Origin of the sequence: Microbacterium daqui, assembly GCF_050408675.1 — a bacterium.
Classification (GTDB): Bacteria; Actinomycetota; Actinomycetes; order Actinomycetales; family Microbacteriaceae; genus Microbacterium.
In genome coordinates, this window is the sequence record NZ_JBNTKF010000027.1 from 1 (window position 1) to 16,327 (window position 16,327).

18 protein-coding genes and 1 pseudogene are annotated in these 16,327 nt (G+C 65.1%); 9 read left to right on the forward strand and 10 right to left on the reverse strand.

Annotated elements, in window-relative coordinates; translation table 11 throughout:
- Positions 1-130: 130 nt before the first annotated feature.
- Both ACQUSY_RS12135 and ACQUSY_RS12140 read left to right on the forward strand, forming a co-directional pair.
- Entirely contained in the window at positions 131-397 is a 267-nt protein-coding gene (locus ACQUSY_RS12135; protein ID WP_428904728.1) for a M4 family metallopeptidase, read from the forward strand.
- 64 nt (positions 398-461) lie between these two features.
- Positions 462-734 (forward strand): protealysin inhibitor emfourin, encoded by a 273-nt coding sequence (locus ACQUSY_RS12140; RefSeq protein WP_428904729.1) that lies wholly within the window; start codon positions 462-464, stop codon positions 732-734.
- A gap of 20 nt (positions 735-754) precedes the next feature.
- Here the strand turns inward: ACQUSY_RS12140 and ACQUSY_RS12145 are convergent, their stop codons facing one another.
- Together ACQUSY_RS12145 and ACQUSY_RS12150 are read right to left on the reverse strand one after the other, a co-directional pair.
- A complete protein-coding gene (locus ACQUSY_RS12145; RefSeq protein WP_428904730.1) occupies positions 755-1,309 on the reverse strand; it encodes a dihydrofolate reductase in 555 nt (184 codons plus the stop codon).
- Complete coding sequence (locus ACQUSY_RS12150; RefSeq protein WP_428904731.1) at positions 1,306-2,112, reverse strand: thymidylate synthase; 807 nt, start codon at positions 2,110-2,112, stop codon at positions 1,306-1,308. Before ACQUSY_RS12150 ends, ACQUSY_RS12145 begins: the two co-directional genes overlap by 4 nt.
- A 120-nt stretch (positions 2,113-2,232) precedes the next feature.
- Between ACQUSY_RS12150 and ACQUSY_RS12155 the strand changes: the two genes are divergently transcribed.
- Positions 2,233-3,111: an agmatinase family protein gene (locus ACQUSY_RS12155; protein WP_428904732.1), complete on the forward strand. Its 879-nt coding sequence runs from the start codon at positions 2,233-2,235 to the stop codon at positions 3,109-3,111.
- Entirely contained in the window at positions 3,111-3,575 is a 465-nt protein-coding gene (locus ACQUSY_RS12160; protein ID WP_428904757.1) for a SixA phosphatase family protein, read from the forward strand. The genes ACQUSY_RS12155 and ACQUSY_RS12160 overlap by 1 nt, the downstream gene beginning before the upstream one ends.
- On the opposite strand, the gene hutI is transcribed toward ACQUSY_RS12160, so the two are convergent.
- From hutI to hutH, 3 genes are read right to left on the reverse strand one after another with little or no spacing between them, the layout of a single operon-like run.
- On the reverse strand, positions 3,499-4,713 hold the full coding sequence (gene hutI / locus ACQUSY_RS12165) for an imidazolonepropionase (protein ID WP_428904733.1): 1,215 nt from the start codon (positions 4,711-4,713) through the stop codon (positions 3,499-3,501). The two genes, ACQUSY_RS12160 and hutI, sit on opposite strands and share 77 nt — an antisense overlap.
- A complete protein-coding gene (gene hutU, locus ACQUSY_RS12170) occupies positions 4,713-6,362 on the reverse strand; it encodes a urocanate hydratase (protein WP_428904734.1) in 1,650 nt (549 codons plus the stop codon). The genes hutI and hutU overlap by 1 nt, the downstream gene beginning before the upstream one ends.
- Positions 6,363-6,364: 2 nt before the next feature.
- Positions 6,365-7,879, reverse strand: coding sequence for a histidine ammonia-lyase (gene hutH, locus ACQUSY_RS12175; protein WP_428904735.1), 1,515 nt, complete (start codon positions 7,877-7,879; stop codon positions 6,365-6,367).
- A gap of 61 nt (positions 7,880-7,940) precedes the next feature.
- On the opposite strand from hutH, the gene ACQUSY_RS12180 reads away from it, so the two are divergent.
- Complete coding sequence (locus tag ACQUSY_RS12180; protein ID WP_428904736.1) at positions 7,941-8,696, forward strand: IclR family transcriptional regulator; 756 nt, start codon at positions 7,941-7,943, stop codon at positions 8,694-8,696.
- A 2-nt stretch (positions 8,697-8,698) separates the two neighbouring features.
- On the opposite strand, the pseudogene ACQUSY_RS12185 reads toward ACQUSY_RS12180, so the two are convergent.
- Positions 8,699-9,095 (reverse strand): annotated as a pseudogene (locus ACQUSY_RS12185) (YbaK/EbsC family protein).
- A 121-nt stretch (positions 9,096-9,216) separates the two neighbouring features.
- On the opposite strand from ACQUSY_RS12185, the gene ACQUSY_RS12190 reads away from it, so the two are divergent.
- Positions 9,217-10,116 carry an ion transporter gene (locus ACQUSY_RS12190; protein WP_428904737.1) on the forward strand — a complete coding sequence of 300 codons (900 nt, stop codon included), beginning with the start codon at positions 9,217-9,219 and terminating at the stop codon, positions 10,114-10,116.
- 258 nt (positions 10,117-10,374) lie between these two features.
- Here ACQUSY_RS12190 and ACQUSY_RS12195 read toward each other — a convergent pair whose 3' ends face one another.
- From ACQUSY_RS12195 to ACQUSY_RS12210, 4 genes are all read right to left on the reverse strand, one after another.
- The gene (locus tag ACQUSY_RS12195; protein WP_428904738.1) at positions 10,375-12,423 is read right to left on the reverse strand and encodes an HNH endonuclease signature motif containing protein; all 2,049 of its coding nucleotides are present in this window, start codon (positions 12,421-12,423) and stop codon (positions 10,375-10,377) included.
- A 98-nt stretch (positions 12,424-12,521) separates the two neighbouring features.
- Positions 12,522-12,920, reverse strand: coding sequence for a hypothetical protein (locus ACQUSY_RS12200; protein WP_428904739.1), 399 nt, complete (start codon positions 12,918-12,920; stop codon positions 12,522-12,524).
- A 333-nt stretch (positions 12,921-13,253) separates the two neighbouring features.
- Positions 13,254-13,883, reverse strand: coding sequence for a CueP family metal-binding protein (locus ACQUSY_RS12205; protein WP_428904740.1), 630 nt, complete (start codon positions 13,881-13,883; stop codon positions 13,254-13,256).
- 72 nt (positions 13,884-13,955) lie between these two features.
- On the reverse strand, positions 13,956-14,249 hold the full coding sequence (locus tag ACQUSY_RS12210) for a hypothetical protein (protein WP_428904741.1): 294 nt from the start codon (positions 14,247-14,249) through the stop codon (positions 13,956-13,958).
- A 25-nt stretch (positions 14,250-14,274) separates the two neighbouring features.
- Here ACQUSY_RS12210 and ACQUSY_RS12215 point away from each other — a divergent pair, with 25 nt between their 5' ends.
- The 3 genes from ACQUSY_RS12215 to ACQUSY_RS12225 all read left to right on the forward strand — a co-directional run bounded on the left by ACQUSY_RS12215 (position 14,275) and on the right by ACQUSY_RS12225 (position 15,807).
- Positions 14,275-14,964: a hypothetical protein gene (locus tag ACQUSY_RS12215; RefSeq protein WP_428904742.1), complete on the forward strand. Its 690-nt coding sequence runs from the start codon at positions 14,275-14,277 to the stop codon at positions 14,962-14,964.
- 157 nt (positions 14,965-15,121) lie between these two features.
- On the forward strand, positions 15,122-15,415 hold the full coding sequence (locus ACQUSY_RS12220) for a DUF4287 domain-containing protein (RefSeq protein WP_428904743.1): 294 nt from the start codon (positions 15,122-15,124) through the stop codon (positions 15,413-15,415).
- Between the two features lie 2 nt (positions 15,416-15,417).
- A complete protein-coding gene (locus ACQUSY_RS12225) occupies positions 15,418-15,807 on the forward strand; it encodes a DUF1304 domain-containing protein (protein WP_428904744.1) in 390 nt (129 codons plus the stop codon).
- Positions 15,808-16,327: the final 520 nt, after the last annotated feature.

Below are 16,327 nucleotides of genomic sequence, written 5' to 3' on the forward strand. Positions count from 1 at the left end.
CCACGACCGCCGGCATTCATCGCTCGGCTACCTCGCACCCGTCGACTACGCTCGGCAATGCACCCATCAATCGGAAACCGACGACTCGCACAGCGACCGGACCGAATGAAGGGGGCGGCCCAGTGTGCATGTGAACTCCGGCATCCCGAATCGGGCGTTTGCGCTGTTGGCGTGCGACCTCGGCGGGTTCGCGTGGGAGCGTGCGGGGCACATTTGGTATCTGGCGTTGAGCCGCGACCTGTCGAGCACGGCGGCGTTCGTCGAGTTTGCCGACGCTACTGTTTCTGCCGCCGAGGCGGAGTACGGTAAAACCTCAGAGGAGGTGCGCGCCGTTCAGCGGGCCTGGCGTGCAGTGGGTGTCTATGACGAACAGCGAGGCGACCCCTCCCGGGAGTGAGGTGCCGAATGCCGTAGCTGGGCGCCGTGAGAGCTGTCAACCAGATAGTGAACCGCATGTCGCGGTGCGGCTGACCCGCACGGGTGGGCTTGCTGGCATTACGCGGCGGTGGCAGGCGGAGGCTCCGGAGGGCGATGAGTCACAGTGGGTGGCCGTGATTGATCAGTGCCCGTGGGATGAGACGCCGCCGACAGACAGTGTCCGCACCGACGGATTCACGTGGCGTATCGTCGCCGTGGTTCGTCACGATGAACGGTCTGTCGTGCTGCCGGAGTCGGCGGCTGTTGGTCCGTGGGCGACACTGATCAGCGTGGTCCGCGACGCGAGTGTGGGTTGATCGGTGTGACCGCTCAACGGTTAGAGGTCGTCGTTTGAGACCCAGGTTTCGAAACGGTATGCCGGGCCGCGGTCTGACGGCGTGAAGCCGTCGGCGGGCTCCGACGAAACATTCTCGAAGCCGGGCGGGAGCGCGGGAGCGAACGTATCGCCGTCGGGCACATCCAGGTCAAGAACCGTCACGAGCGCAATGTCGGCGCGATTCGCGGTGCTCTCGTACAGGGCGCCGCCGCCGACGATCCACGTCAGTTCGCCGCCCGGGGCGTCTGTGGCTGCCGCGAGCGCATCGTCCAGGTCGGTGAACACCTGAGCGCCGGCGGCTTCGGCTTCAGCGGTCACCGCGGGATCGCGCGTCAGCACGATATTCGTGCGGCCCTCGAAGGGGCGAAAGCGCGCTGGGATCGACTCCCACGTGCGGCGTCCCATGACGACGGGGTGGCCCATCGTGGCTGCCTTGAAGTGTGCCATGTCTTCCGGCGCTTTCCACGGCATGTCGCCGGCGCGACCAATGACACCGTCACGGGTTTGCGCCCAGATGAGGCCGATGGCCTGGTCGGGCAGATCAGGAAGCGTCATACTGCAACCGGTGCCGAGATCTGCGCGTGGTGCTGGTAGTCGTGCACCGCGAAATCATCGAACGAGTAGTCGAAAATCGACTTCGGCTTGCGCGTGAACGTGAGCGTCGGCGATGGGAAGGGCTCGCGCTCCAGCTGCGTCTTCACCTGCTCGAGGTGGTTGTCGTAAATGTGCACGTCACCGCCAGTCCAAACGAATTCACCGACATCGAGGCCCACCTGGTGCGCGATCATGCGCGTGAGCAGAGCGTAGGAGGCGATGTTGAAGGGAACGCCGAGGAACATGTCAGCCGAGCGCTGGTACAGCTGGCACGACAGCTTGCCGTCGGCAACGTAGAACTGGAAGAAGGCGTGGCACGGCGGGAGCGCCATGTTCTCGATCTCCGCGACGTTCCAGGCCGAGACGATGATGCGGCGCGAGTCCGGGTTCGTCTCGAGCTGCTTAATGACCTGGGCGATCTGGTCGATGTGCTCGCCATCGGGCGTCGGCCACGAGCGCCACTGAACGCCGTACACCGGGCCCAGCTCGCCGTCTTCGTCGGCCCACTCATTCCAAATGCGCACGCCGTTCTCCTGCAGCCAGGAGACGTTTGATTCACCGCGCAAGAACCACAGCAGCTCGAGTGCCACCGACTTGAAGTGCACGCGCTTCGTGGTGATCAGCGGGAAAACATCGTTCGCCAAATCAAACCGCAGTTGCCTACCAAAGACACTCGTGGTTCCGGTGCCGGTGCGATCCGTCTTGTGGGTGCCGGTAGCCAGCACATCTCGCAGCAGATCCTCGTATGGCGTAGCGATCGTCATGGCTCCCATCGTATGTTGCCCAGCGGCGTGGTCGGGTCATCAAACCCAGCATCATTTCAGCGAAACATGAGTGTCGTGGCGCTATCGACTGTCGTTCATCGCGGCATTAGTGTGAAAGCGATGGCACTCTCGTTTGATCCTCTGTGGCCGCGTGCGGGCGGCTGGCCGGAATTTGATGGTTCCGCCGATGTCGCCGTGCTCGGCGTTCCCGCTCACTTGACGTCTCTCTCCCCCACGGGTGCGCACGAGACACCAGCGGCAATTCGAGACGCGATTCAGCGCTTCTCCCCCGCACTCGTGACCGGCGAGCACATTGTTGATCTCAGCGAACTTGTCGTTCGCGATGCGGGCGACGTGCGTGACCCCGACAGCCCCGAGGGCGAAGAGCGCACGATGGCGCACGTGTCCGAGCTGGCGCGCTCATCGCGCCTCGTCGTCGCGCTCGGTGGCGATAACAGTGTGACCTATGCTGCCGCTCGTGGCGCGCATGCGACCGGGCTCATCACGCTCGACGCGCACTACGACGTGCGTGATGGTGTCTCCAATGGCTCGCCCGTTCGTCGCCTCGTGGAGTCGGGCCTTGATCCCCACAAGATTGTGCAGATCGGCATCGCCGATTTTGCGAACTCCGTCGCCTATGCGAAGCGCGTACGTGACTACGGCATCACCGTGATCGGCCTCGCCGACGTGCGACGCCGCGGCATTGACGACGTAGTGACCGAAGCGCTCGAGATTACCGGCGCCGGCCCCGTGCACTTCGACATCGACGTTGACGTTGTCGACCGTTCGGTAGCGCCGGGGTGCCCGGCGAGTGTTCCGGGCGGCCTGGCCGCATGGGAGCTTCGTGCGCTGGTGCGTGCCATCGGCCGCAGCAACACGATCGCTTCGGCAGACATCACCGAAGTTGATGCAACGGCAGATGCCGAAGACGGCCGCACGGTTCGGCTCGCGGCCCTGTGCCTGCTCGAACTCATCGCCGCGGTATCGGAGCGTGCGTGATGCAACTCACGTTGATTCGTCACGCCAAGAGCTCGTGGGATGACCCTGACCTCAGCGACTTCGACCGCCCGCTCGACCGCCGCGGCCTGCGCGACGCCCCGGTGATGGCGCAACTCGTCGCGAATCGTAAGCAACAGGTTGATGTGATTCTGTCGTCGACGGCCGTGCGCGCGGCCAGCACCGCGCAGTACTTCGCGGATGCGCTCGACACCGAAATCGAGTTCTTCGACCAGCTCTACAACGCCGATCCCCGCCGCATTACCGACCTCGTCGCGTCGCGCGAAGAGCAGTGCGTCGCCGTCGTCGCGCACGACCCGACGCTGAGCATCCTTGCCCGCCACTTCGGGCCGCAGATTCCGCACATGCCGACGTGCGCCGTCGCCTGGTTTACGTGGAATAACGACTCGTGGCGCGAGGCGTTCCGCACGCCGCCGACGCGGGTGCAGTACGACATTCCTCGTTGATGACGCGCTGAATCAGCGGCACGCCGGGGCGGTATGCCAAGTGAATTCGTGACGGTGCGCGCAGCACGGCGAGGTGCGCTGCGGAACCAACGGCGAGCGTGCCGACATCGGTGCGGCCCAGGGCCCTCGCGCCGCCGGCAGTTGCCGCCCACACCGCTTCGGCGGGCGACATGCCCATCTCTCGCACCGCGAGCGCGATCATGAGCGGCATCGACGTTGTGAAACTTGTGCCCGGGTTGCAGTCACTCGCAAGTGCCACCGTGACACCAGCGTCGAGAAGGCGTCGCGCGCTCGGGTACGGGTGCTTCGTCGAAAACTCGACGCCCGGCAGGAGCGTCGCGACGGTGTCGGAGCTAGCCAGCAACTCAACATCGTTGTCGCTGAGGTAGGTGCAGTGATCGACGCTCGCCGCACCCATCTCCACCGCGAGGGCAACGCCGCCGCCCTCACCGAGCTGGTTGCCGTGCACGCGGGGCTTGAGACCCGCGTCGATACCGGCCCGCAGCACGGCACGGGATTCGTCGACGTCGAACGCGCCGCGCTCGCAAAACACGTCGATCCACTTCGCGTAGGGCTTCACGGCGTCGAGCATTTCGCCGCACACCAGGTCGACGTACGCATCGCGGTCGTCGACATACTCGGCCGGAACCACGTGGGCACCGAGGAAGGTAACCTCTTCGGTGATTTCGCGTGCGAGTCTGGCGAGTTTCGTCTCCGACTCCACGTCGAGACCGTAGCCCGTCTTGATTTCGAGAGTCGTGGTTCCCTGGCCCAAACACTCGGCAACGAATCCGTGAAGACGCGTGCGCAATGCCGCATCCGACGCAGCACGCGTGGCGGCAACCGTCGTGCGGATGCCGCCCGCAGCGTACGGTGTGCCCGTCATCCGGGCGGCGAACTCTTCGGAGCGGTCGCCGCCAAACACGAGGTGCGTGTGGCTGTCGACGAACCCGGGAATCACGGCGGCGCCCTCAACGTCGATGACGTTCTCAGCTGGTTCCGCGTGCAGGGCTTCGCCGACCCAGGCGATGCGTCCGTTCTCGATGCGAACGGCGGCGTTGTGCAGCGTGCCGCACTTGTCGCCGTCGGTTTCGACGTTGGTGGTGAGCTCACCGATACCGGTGACGAGCGTTGCCATTACGCGTCCATCATCGGAATGGTGAGGCCGCGCTCGCGTGCGACCTCGGCGGCGTGCTCGTAGCCCGCGTCAACGTGGCGCATGACACCGGTGCCGGGGTCGTTGGTGAGCACGCGCTCGATCTTCTCGGCGGCGAGAGCGGAACCATCGGCAACGGTCACCTGGCCAGCGTGGATCGAGCGACCGATGCCGACGCCACCACCGTGGTGAATCGATACCCAGGCGGCACCCGATGCAGTGTTGAGCAGGGCGTTGAGGAGTGGCCAGTCGGCGATTGCGTCGGAGCCGTCCTTCATGGATTCGGTTTCGCGGTAGGGGCTGGCGACGGAACCAGAGTCCAGGTGGTCGCGGCCGATCACGATGGGTGCGGAGAGCTCGCCCGATGCCACCATCTCGTTGAACTTGAGGCCCGCGAGGTGGCGCTCCTTGTAGCCCAGCCAGCAAATGCGTGCCGGAAGACCCTCGAAGTGCACCTTCTCCCCCGCCTGCTCGAGCCAGCGGTGCAGTGCCGTGTCGTGCGGGAAGAGCTCGGCGATCGCGCGGTCGGTCTTGCGGATGTCTTCGGGGTCTCCCGACAGCGCTACCCAGCGGAACGGGCCGCGGCCCGATTCGAACTGCGGGCGAATGTAGGCGGGTACGAAGCCGGGGAATTCAAACGCACGGTCGTAGCCACCGAGCTGTGCTTCGGCGCGGATCGAGTTGCCGTAATCGAACACAGCGGCGCCGCCGTCTTGGAACTCGACCATGGCCTTGACGTGGGCGGCCATCGCGGCGCGCGACTTCTCGGTGAAGCCCTCGGGATCGCGGGCGGCTTCGGCCTTCCAGTCTTCGACGGAGATGCCGATGGGCAGGTACGCAAGCGGGTCGTGTGCGCTGGTCTGATCGGTGACGATGTCGATCGGGGTGCCGCGACGCAGGAGCTCGGGGAAGACTTCGGCGGCGTTTCCGACAACGCCGACGGAGAGGGCTTCTCCCGCGTTCTTCGCGGCGACGACGCGTTCGATCGCCGCGTCGAGGTCGGTCGTGTACTCGTCGAGGTAGCCGTGGTCGACGCGGCGGGCGAGGCGGCTCTCGTCGACGTCAACGATGAGCACGGCGCCGCCGTTGAAGGTGACGGCGAGGGGCTGTGCGCCACCCATGCCGCCCGCACCGCCGGTGAGCGTGAGGGTTCCGGCGAGGCTTTCGCGGCCGAGTGAACGGGCGACGGCGGCGAACGTTTCATAGGTGCCCTGCAGGATGCCCTGGGTGCCGATGTAGATCCACGAGCCTGCGGTCATCTGGCCGTACATTGTGAGGCCGAGGTCTTCGAGCTTGCGGAACTCGGGCCACGTTGCCCAGTCACCGACGAGGTTGGAGTTCGCGATGAGCACGCGCGGCGCCCACTCGTGGGTACGGAAGACACCGACCGGCTTACCCGACTGCACGAGCAGGGTTTCGTCTGGTGCCATCTCATCGAGCGTGCGGACGATCGCGTCGTACGCCGCCCAAGAGCGGGCCGCGCGGCCGGTACCGCCGTAGACGACGAGGTCTTCCGGGTGCTCGGCAACCTCGGGGTCGAGGTTGTTCATCAGCATGCGCTTGGCGGCTTCGGCGCCCCAGCTCTGGGCAGTGCGTTCGTTGCCTCGGGGTGCGTGGATTGTGCGGGTCATGCTCACTCCTTAGTTGCGGCGAGAATCTGGCCGGAGAGCACCATCTCGGTGATGGCCTCCATGTCGGGCGAGAGGAAGCGGTCGGGGCCGGGGCCCGCAACCTGGGTGCGGATGAGTTCGCGCACGGCGCCGGTGGCCGGGCCGGGCTGTAGTGGTGCGCGCAGGTCGAGGGCGCGTGCGCCGGTGAGGAGTTCGATCGCGAGCACGCGGGCGAGGCCGTCGATGCCGCGGCGCAGTTTGCGGGCGGCCGCCCACCCCATTGACACGTGGTCTTCCTGCATAGCCGACGACGGGATCGAGTCGACGGATGCCGGAACCGCGAGGCGCTTGAGCTCGGAGACGATGCCAGCTGCCGCGTACTGCGCGATCATGAGGCCCGAGTCGACGCCCACTTCGTCGGCGAGGAACGGCGGGAGGCCGTGGCTGCGCGCCTTGTCGAGGGCGCGGTCGGTGCGGCGCTCCGAAATCGAGGCCAGGTCGGCAATCGCGATCGCGAGGAAGTCGAGCACGTACGCGACCGGGGCGCCGTGGAAGTTGCCGTTCGACTCAACGCGCCCATCGATCGTGACAACCGGGTTGTCGACGACCGCTGCGAGTTCGCGGCCGGCGATGAGCGCTGCGTGTGCGGCGGTGTCGCGAGCTGCGCCATGCACTTGGGGCGAGCAACGCAGCGAGTAGGCGTCTTGCACGCGGGTGTCTTCCGGCCCCTTGTGGCTCTGCACCATGGGCGACGGGTTAAGGTAGGCGCGGAGATTCGCGGCCGACTGGCTCTGGCCGAGCTGCGGGCGCAGGTCCATCAGGTCTTGAGCGAACACGGCATCGGTGCCGAGCTGCGATTCGATCGACATCGCCGCCGACAGGTCAGCAACTTCGAGCAGGTTCTCCAGGTCGTGCAGCGCCAGCACGAGCATGCCGAGCATGCCGTCGGTGCCGTTGATGAGGGCGAGGCCCTCCTTCTCGCGCAGCACGAGAGGTTCGATGCCGGCGGCTGCCAGCGCGTCGGCGGCCGGAACCATGGTTCCGTCGACGCGCACGTCACCTTCGCCCATGGCCGCGAGGGCGATGTGCGACAGCGGTGCGAGGTCGCCGGAGCAGCCGAGTGAGCCGTATTCGCGCACAATCGGGGTGATGCCGGCGTTCAGCATGGCGGCGTAGGTCTCGACGACGATGGGGCGCACGCCCGTGCGGCCCGAGACGAGGGTGCGCAGGCGCAACAGGTGCAGGGCGCGCACGACTTCCGTCTCAACTTCAGCACCGGTTCCGGCGGCGTGCGAGCGGATGAGACTTGCCTGTAGCTGTGCGCGGCGGTCGGGCGAGATAAAGGTGGTGGCGAGGGCTCCGAAGCCGGTGGAGACGCCGTAGTGCGGCACCGAGTCGTCGGCGAGGGCCTCGATGCGGGTGCGTGATTCTGCGACGCCGGCGAGGGCTTCGGGGTCGATCGTGACGGGTGCGCCGTGGCGTGCGACGGCGACGACCTCGGCGGGGGTCAGGGGAAGGCGGCCGACAGTGATGCTCATAGTTTGATTTCACACCGATCGGGGCTGTCCCGACAGGCTTTCGTGGCACAATTTGTCTGAGATGTCAGACACTCCAGCCCGTATTGTTCCCGCCGCCGATCAGACGCTGCGGATTCTCACGATGATGTCGCGCGCCCGCGGACCTTTGGCCGCGAGTGTGATTGCGAAGACGCTCGATATCCCGCGTTCGACGGTGTATCAGTTGCTCGACACCCTGCAGGTCAATGGTTTCGTGGTGCATGTTTCGCGCACGTGGGGTCTCAGCACGGCGGCGTTCGAGTTGGCTGGTGGGTATGCGCGGCAGGAGCCGATCGCGCGGTTGGGGCGTCCGTTGCTCGCGCAGCTGACGGACCGCATTGGCGAGTCGACGCACGTTGCGGTGATGAGTGGTCGCGATGTCGTTTACATCGTTGAGGAGCGTGCGGCGCGTCGACCCGCTCTCGTAACGGATGTGGGCGTGCGGTTGCCCGCGCACTTGACCGCGACCGGTCGTGCGATGCTGGCGGCGCTGCCCGCTGAGCAGGTGCGTGCGCTGTACCCGGATGCGTCAGCATTTGCCGACCGCACGGGTCGTGGGCCGCGGTCGTTGCCTCAGTTGCGCACGTTGTTGCGCGAGACGCGGGCTGCCGGTGTCGCCACAGAGGATGGCGAAGTGACGGCGGGAATGCGTTCGGTGGCGGTGGCGGTTCTCGACCATGCGGGCTGGCCGGTTGCTGCCGTGGCGGCGACGTGGAGTGATTTCGGAACCACGGACACGGCCGCGGTGACGACTGCGGTTTCGGAGGCGGCTGCGACGCTCGCGACGCGGTTGCGGTGATCTCAGTTGACGGCGAGGACTGTGCCGCCGGTGAGTGACACGAGTTCGGCGAAGGTGAGTGCGAAGACGGTGTGCGGGGTGGCCGACGGGGGCTACTCCCCCGATGACTTGCCCGGTCGCTTCGAGGACCTGCTCTGGCTTGGCGCGGACGATGCGCTCTTTGCCGAGTCGTTCTGCGAGGAGCGCGGTGTCAACGCGGTGCGCGCCACTTGTCATGACGAGCAGGGGCGCACCGTCGGCCATGAAGACGAGACTGTTGGCGATGGCACCGACCTCGGTGCCGAGCGCCGCTGCGGCGAGCGGCGCTGTCGCAGCCGACTCCGGCAACGTGATGATGGCGAGTCCCGCATGTCGCAGGCTGTCGGCGACGCGGTGGCTGCGCGCAGTGAGGTCCGCCATGGTGCCCCTTCCCTCGAGAGTGTCACCACTGTAGTGCCAGTCACTTTATGATCGGAACGGGGACTGCTGTTTTTGGGGACAAGCACGTCTCGTGACCGCTCACTCGCAGAGAAGGCCAACGATGAAAACGTGGTACAGCCGCACGTCGGTGAACAATTTTGTGACGTCCAAGGCGGCGCAGAACTTCGTGCTGGTGGTGATCATCATCAACGCGATCATTCTGGGCCTTGAGACCGTGCACGCGTTGATGGAACGCTACGAGACCGTCATGCATGTACTCGACAAGATCTGTTTGTGGATCTTCATCGTCGAGATCGCTCTCAAGCTCTATGGTCAGGGTCTCGGGTTCTTCCGCAATGCGTGGAACGTTTTCGACTTCGTCATTGTCGGCATCGCGTTGATTCCGGGTGCTGACGGACTCGCGGTGTTGCGTGCGCTGCGCGTTCTGCGTGTTCTGCGTCTGATTTCTGTGGTTCCGTCGTTGCGTCGTGTGGTGGATGCGCTTGTGAAGGCGGTGCCCGGCATCGCGTCGATTGCGGCGCTTCTTGGCATCATGTTCTACGTCGGTGCTGTGATGGCCACGATGCTGTTCGGGAAGAAGTTCCCAGCCGAGTATGGGGATCTGGGCTCCAGTCTGTTCTCGTTGTTCCAGATCATGACCCTCGATGGCTGGTCGGATCAGGTGCGCAAGATCATGTTGGTGGAGCCCGCTGCCCCCGCCTTCTTCGTGCCATTCGTGTTGATCAGTGCGTTGACGGTGTTGAACCTCTTCATCGCCGTCATCGTCGATGCGATGCAGGGCTTGGACTCATCTCAGGAAGGCGCGGCAGCCCCACAGTCGGCTGAGGCGTCTGAGCCGGCTGAGGCGTCGGTGAAGCCGACCGCTCGCGACAAGCAGGACCACGTGAATTTCGAGCACTCACACCACGTGATGTTCGGGGGCACCGACGTCGCCGGTGAACTCGCAGCTCTGCGTCAGCAGGTGGAGGCCCTCACCGCCGCGCTCGCGAAGACTGACTGATAGTCGCTGACCTCGTCGGCTGAATTGAATCGGCCGGGCTCCGGTGGTTGGGTTGCGACGGTGGAACGGCGGATAGTGAATCTCCGGGCCGTCCCTGCGGGTCGGCCTGCCAGACCCGCCAGTATTCCCTCCGTCATCCGCCGCTCCTTCTTGGACCGGCTTGCGCTCCCGAGATGGTTGGTTTGGTGCGTCACGGAGATGGCTCGATTCGCGAAGCGCGCGGTGCCGTTTGCGCTACATGCCTGATGGTACGGGGGTCTACTGGCGTATCGGGTACGCGTTGCTGGGGAGTGTGATGTAGCCGGGTCGGCGGGCAGAGTCGTGCCGTGTGGGCCGCGACGGTGGAGCTGTGGCCGGGGAAGTTGAGGGTGGCGACGGGGGCCGCCGATCCGAATTCGGCGGGTTGGACGCGGTGTTGGCCCGTGATCGCCCGCCTGATGAACCACTGCCCGGCCGGCCTGCGCTTGACGTGCCGACGCCTGGCCGAACTGTGCCGGACGAACTGGTTCCGGACGGACCCGTGCCGCGCGGTGCGGGGGTGTTTCGGGTGGGTCGGGGCGTGCGTGAGTTCGGTGGTTGGGAACCGGCGCCGCCGGTGGGCCGGGTGTTCGTGCGGTTTGGCCGGAGTTGGCGGTCGGGGAGGGTGAGGTGGTGCCACGCGTAGGTCAGCGGCATGCGGGGTGGGAGGATCTGGGGTGGGTGGTCGGCGTGGGTGAGGATGAAGTCGCCTGTGCCTTCGCGGGTGATGCGCCAGTGGTTGTTGTGCAGTGTGAGGTGGTGGTACTGGCAGAGCAGGATGCCGCGGTCGATGTCGGTGTTGCCGCCTTCTTCCCACGGATCGATGTGGTGTGCTTCGCAGTAGGAGGCGGGGCGTTCGCAGCCGGTCCAGCGGCAGCCGCCGTCCCGGGCGGCGAGTGCCATGCGCTGCTTCGCGGTAAACATTCGCGACGTGCGGCCCAGATTCAACGGGTTGCCGTCACCATCAACGAGGATGCGGGTCGCACCAACGTCGCAGAGGTGCTGGTCGGCGATCGTGCCGGGCAGCGTGCCGAGACCATCTTCGGCATGCGCGACCGCGGCACGCTGACCATCGTCCGTGATGACCTGCACGAGACGAACACCCGCCTGACGCGTGCCGAATACGGTCTTTGCGTCGGCGAGGATGCCGGCGCGGAAGATGTCGGCCATGAGGTCGTGAGCGAGTTGATCGTTGCTGCGGGGATCGTTCGCGAGCTCTTTCGCCGCCGCATCTTCGGCAGAGTCCACGAACCGGGGGCCGCCGGTGCGAGGGCGAAGGGCCGCGTCGAGGGCGGCCTTGACGGCAAGGCCGGTGATGTCGTCCATGATCCACGTCGCACGCAGCGCCCCGGTATCGAGCTGACGGACACGAAACGCGCGCGCGTCATGCCGCCGCGTAAACCGACGCTCCGCACCCTCCGGATCCAAAACATCACGCACGCTTCGGGCGTGGGCTTGGAGGTCACTGAGCATCCGCACCTGCGCCTCCGCAATCAAATCAACCGCAGCCTGCCGCCACGCCTCCCGCGTCAGCAAATCGAAAGCGTCAGCGTCGTCGCGAGTCACGGCCGCGCCGTCGTCGCCAATGAGGGGCGTGAAGTCGTCATTGACCGGACCGCCGTTGATATCGCGCTTGATCTGGGGCGGGTCACCAAGGCCGGCGGTAATCGCGTTGAACTGCGAACCACTCAGCACACCCGAACGATTCGCGACCTTCAACGCGTCATCCCACGGCAGCAGCGTCTCATCAACCTCGTCATCGAGGTCGGCGTCTTCGCCGCTCTCCCCGCGTGCTTTCGCTTCAGCCTCAGCTTTGGCGCGTGCTTCTGCTTCGGCGACGGCTTGCGCTTCACGCTCCGCGTCAGTCGTCGCCCCATCCGGACGCGCCGCCGCACCGGTGACTTCCGTCACACTTTCAGCGACATTCACGAGACGCGTGGCCTCAGCCCTACTGATGCCAAGGTCTGCTTGCAGCATCGAAACCGCCGACCGATGCCCCCGCTTCGCCGCCAAACCACCATGACCAAACTCACGACTCGACCGCGCCGCAACAATACCGGTCATCGACTGCATCATTGCAGCCCACCGCCGGTTCACCGCAAGCATCTGGTCTTTCACAACCAACAACTGGTCATCACTCAGCGCACCCAACCGGGCAGCAAACTCACGACCCGCAGCCAACTCCGCCGCATCATCCTGCGCGCCGGCGTCATGCTCACGCACAGCCGAATCGCCCTGACGCCCGCAGAGCGCGGGGATCAGAGTTTCGAGACCGGTGGTGATTGCCATGCTCTATTCTCGCATACATATACGAAAGATATCAAGAGGCTTAGGAAGCTTTTCGAAGAATCTTTCGAACTCATCGCCCAACCCGGTGCGCACGCCAGCTACAAAACGAACTGCCCCGACTCCACAGCATCACGAACCACAGACAGTGTCTCCGCACGATCGTGTCTCGTCGTGTCGCTCACGTGGCGTTCCCATTGCGCCAGTTCCGCGAAACTGGTCCACATCGAAACGAGCGGCTCCTCCTCAACGAGAGCAGGAGGCTTGCGAGCCTGGGCGCGCCGCAACGTCTCATCCTTCGAAGGACGAAGCACGACATAGTGCAACCGCATACCGCCGCCATCGAAACCGTCAACACCAGCACCCGCAGCATTCCCCGACGACCCAGCGCCAATATCGCGGAAGTGGTCCAGCATCCACGGCCCGATTACCCCGTCGACGACAACCACAAACCCGCCCCGACCGTAGGCGAGCGCAGCATTGCGAATGACTTGCACCACAGTTTGGTTCTGTTCGTCTGCCTCGGGCAGGTAGGGCGGAACCATGCCGGAACGGATGAATTTCCAGCGCCTGGTGGTCCGGTCAGGATGATGATTTCAGAATCACTCATGACCTGGAACGCTACCTACATACGCACGAAATTAGCGTCGCGAATAGATCACAAGTTTCACATCACCCCGCGAAGGCCTCGGTCAATGCGTTTCGACGCGGTCATTGCGCACTCTCGTCCACTAGCCGCGCGGGGTCGGCTCCAAGGCTGGCCTGGCTCTGAACGTCGGCACGTTTCGTCTCGGTCGCTATGCGTCCTCGCTGAACGGCGGGAAAGAAGAACCCTAGCTGAGCTGCAGAGTCGTCACGCACGTCGGGTCGTCGGCGCCGGTCGCAATCGGTGCTGTCACTGTGCGCTCCCCCGCGACGATTGTGATGGTTCCGCTGATGTCCCGCGGTAGCCACAGCCCCACAAAGCCGTTGTCGTTCGTCGCGAATGATCCCGACAGAATCTCCGCGCCGTCGTCGCCAACAACCGTCACCTCGAGCGGTTCGTTCGACAGCTCACCCATGCACGTCGTCAGGCTGTGGAAGAAGCAGTCGTGCGTCTGCGCGGCATACGGCGCGACCGACACGTAGAACTTGTCATCGGGCATCGGCAGCGACGTCTGGTTCTTGTCGGCATCCATAAGCACGAGCTCATCCGGACGCACCGACGCCATCAAATCAGCCGGGCGTTCCGCAACCGGCAACGCCTCCAGCGTGTCGATCACGGCAGTAGCGTCCATTCCGGCGAGATCATGGCGCTCCAAGAACGTCTCCGCCACCTCGGCGACGGGCGCGGATGTCGCAGAAGGAGAAGCGGAACCAGTGCTCGCGTCGCCAGCATCGCCAGCCGGCGCACACGCCGAAAGCGAGAACGCCGTCAGAGCGGCAAAAGTGGCGACCAGCAGAACCCGAGGAGTACGACGCATACCCTCATCCTAGGGATACCTCCCCCGGGTATACCTGGAGAACGCCCGAGAACCCCGGAACGCCCGAAAGCCCTAGCTCAGCTCCCGCATCACCGTACGCTCAAACAACTCGACACCCGAACGGTCGTACGCCATCTCGGGGTAGTAGTGAATCGCGTACCCGAGTCCGTGTTCCTGACGCTCTGCGAGCCGCTCGGCGACCTGCTCCGGGGTTCCGAATCCGGGCGATTCCTCGTAGTCAGCGCGGATCTTCGCTGCGCGAGCGGAACCAACGTGCGGCTCCAGACGCGCCATCACGGCGTTGAGACGGTCAAGGGTTCCGGAACCATGGCGCTTATGGGAGGCTTGCCGCACAGGGCCAGGCATGACCGACGACGTTCAAGGGGACACTGTGGAACGCCAGAACCAGACCATTTCACGCAACAATTGGGTGCGCGGCGGCATCCTGCTTACCCTTTCGGTCCTGCTGTTTGCCTCCGGCCAGAGCCTCTACCAGGTCACCTTTTTCCCCTACTTCTCCGTGGTCGCAGACCTTCTCCTGCTTGTCGCGTTCTGGTACTTCCTCCGCGACGCCGGCAAGCCGGGCGCTATGCTCGCCGACCGGCGCATTGCGTGTACGAGCCTCATTGTGCTCGCGATTTCGCTGATCGCGCGCCCGTTCGTGGATCAAGCATTGGTCACGCAAGGATTCACCAATCCGGGGTCCCCACTGCCATTCGCTGCCGCTCATGTTCTGGTCGAAGGCGCCGGCCTGGTCGCTCTGGGCGCATTCGCGTGGCTCGTTCACAAAAGCCCCCGGGTTTACCGCCCCTACAAGACGATCATCGTCTGGGCCATCATCGTGACCATTGTCCTCCTCGTCATTGAGGAGCTTTTCATGGCGACGTCCATTGTCGCTATGAACTTCCCCATGCTTACCTACACCATCGTGGCGAGCGCGACGTGGCTCATCCACGTATTCGGCATGCTCGCGATCGCATTCGCCGCGATCCTGGCGGTGCATCACGAGGCGAGTCTCTGGGTCACAGCTGAGGCGGAACCGTTGGGCACGGTGAGCGCGCCTGATCCGCATGAAGGTTAGCGCGACGCCCCGTCCTTCGCGCCGCTGCCCATGGTTCCGCTCCCCTGATCGCATCGAACCGCGATTATCGGGTGCCCGGGGGTGCTCCCTGCGTACGAGACGTGGTATGAATTCACCCAGCGGATCCATGGTTCCGCCCGTACACAGGGAGTGCTTCATGTCATTCCAGGCCTATCTCGACGCGGTCGAGACGAAGACGGGTCTCACCCCGCGCCAGCTCATCGCCCTCGCCACCGAGCGCGGCTTTGGCCCGGACACTAAGGCAACGCCGACCCTCGCGTGGCTCGCCGAAGACGACGGCCTGGGGCGCGGCCACGGCCTGGCGATCGTGCACGTCATCACGAAGGGCCCGCAGATCAGCGCGAAGCACGTTGGTAGTGGCGGCACCCACGCCGACGTCTCCGACACGCTCTGGCTCGACGGTCAGGCCACCGCCCCATCCCGCACCTGATCATGGTCATCGTCGGTCTCGTGCTTGCCGCGCTTGCGGCGTTGCTGCACGTGTACATCTTCTACCTGGAGTCCGTTGTCTGGACGGGCAGGAAGGCGCGCGCGATCTTCGGAACCACGGCTGAAGAGGCACAGACCACGAAACTCCTCGCGTTCAACCAGGGCTTCTACAACCTGTTTCTCGCGATCACCGTCGTGTTCGGCATCGTGTTCTTTGCGAAAGGAGATCCCACGATCGGCGCGACGCTCGTGTTCGTGGGCGCCGGTTCTATGGCGGCAGCCGCCCTCGTGCTGTTACTCTCCAGCCCCGGCAAATGGGGCGCCGCCCTCACGCAGGGCGCGCTGCCGCTACTCGGCGTGATCGCGCTCGCGATCGGGCTCGCCACGGCTTAAACGAAGCCCTCATTCGCCACAGTGATCCCCTCACCTCGTGGTGGAGCTCAGGGGAATTGAACCCCTGACCTCCTCGATGCGAACGAGGCGCGCTACCAACTGTGCTACAGGCCCGGAATGCACTCACAATACACCCGCACCACATGTCTGGCGCCAGATTGGCACGTCAAAAAGACGGTGACGGAACCACGGCGTTCGTCAGAAGTCGGAACCGCAGTCAGCTCGCCGCGCGGCTTGCGAGCAGCTGGCGCACGTGCGCTTCGATGGCTGCGTCGTCCATGGCCACAGCCGCCGGACGAGCGGTCTCGATACGCACCGGAGCCTGCTCCGCAGCCCTCTGGCGGGCGGCCTCTTCGATCGCCGCACGGCGCAGTGCTTCGCGAGCATCCTGCGCGTCCTGCGCGATCGCGGCGCGTGAACCAGCGACGGTCGTCATCGGCTGCGGCAGCGAACGCGGCGTCCACTTCGGTGCGGGCTCGTCGTGCAGAATCGACACGCGCTTGCGCGGTGCCTCAGCAAT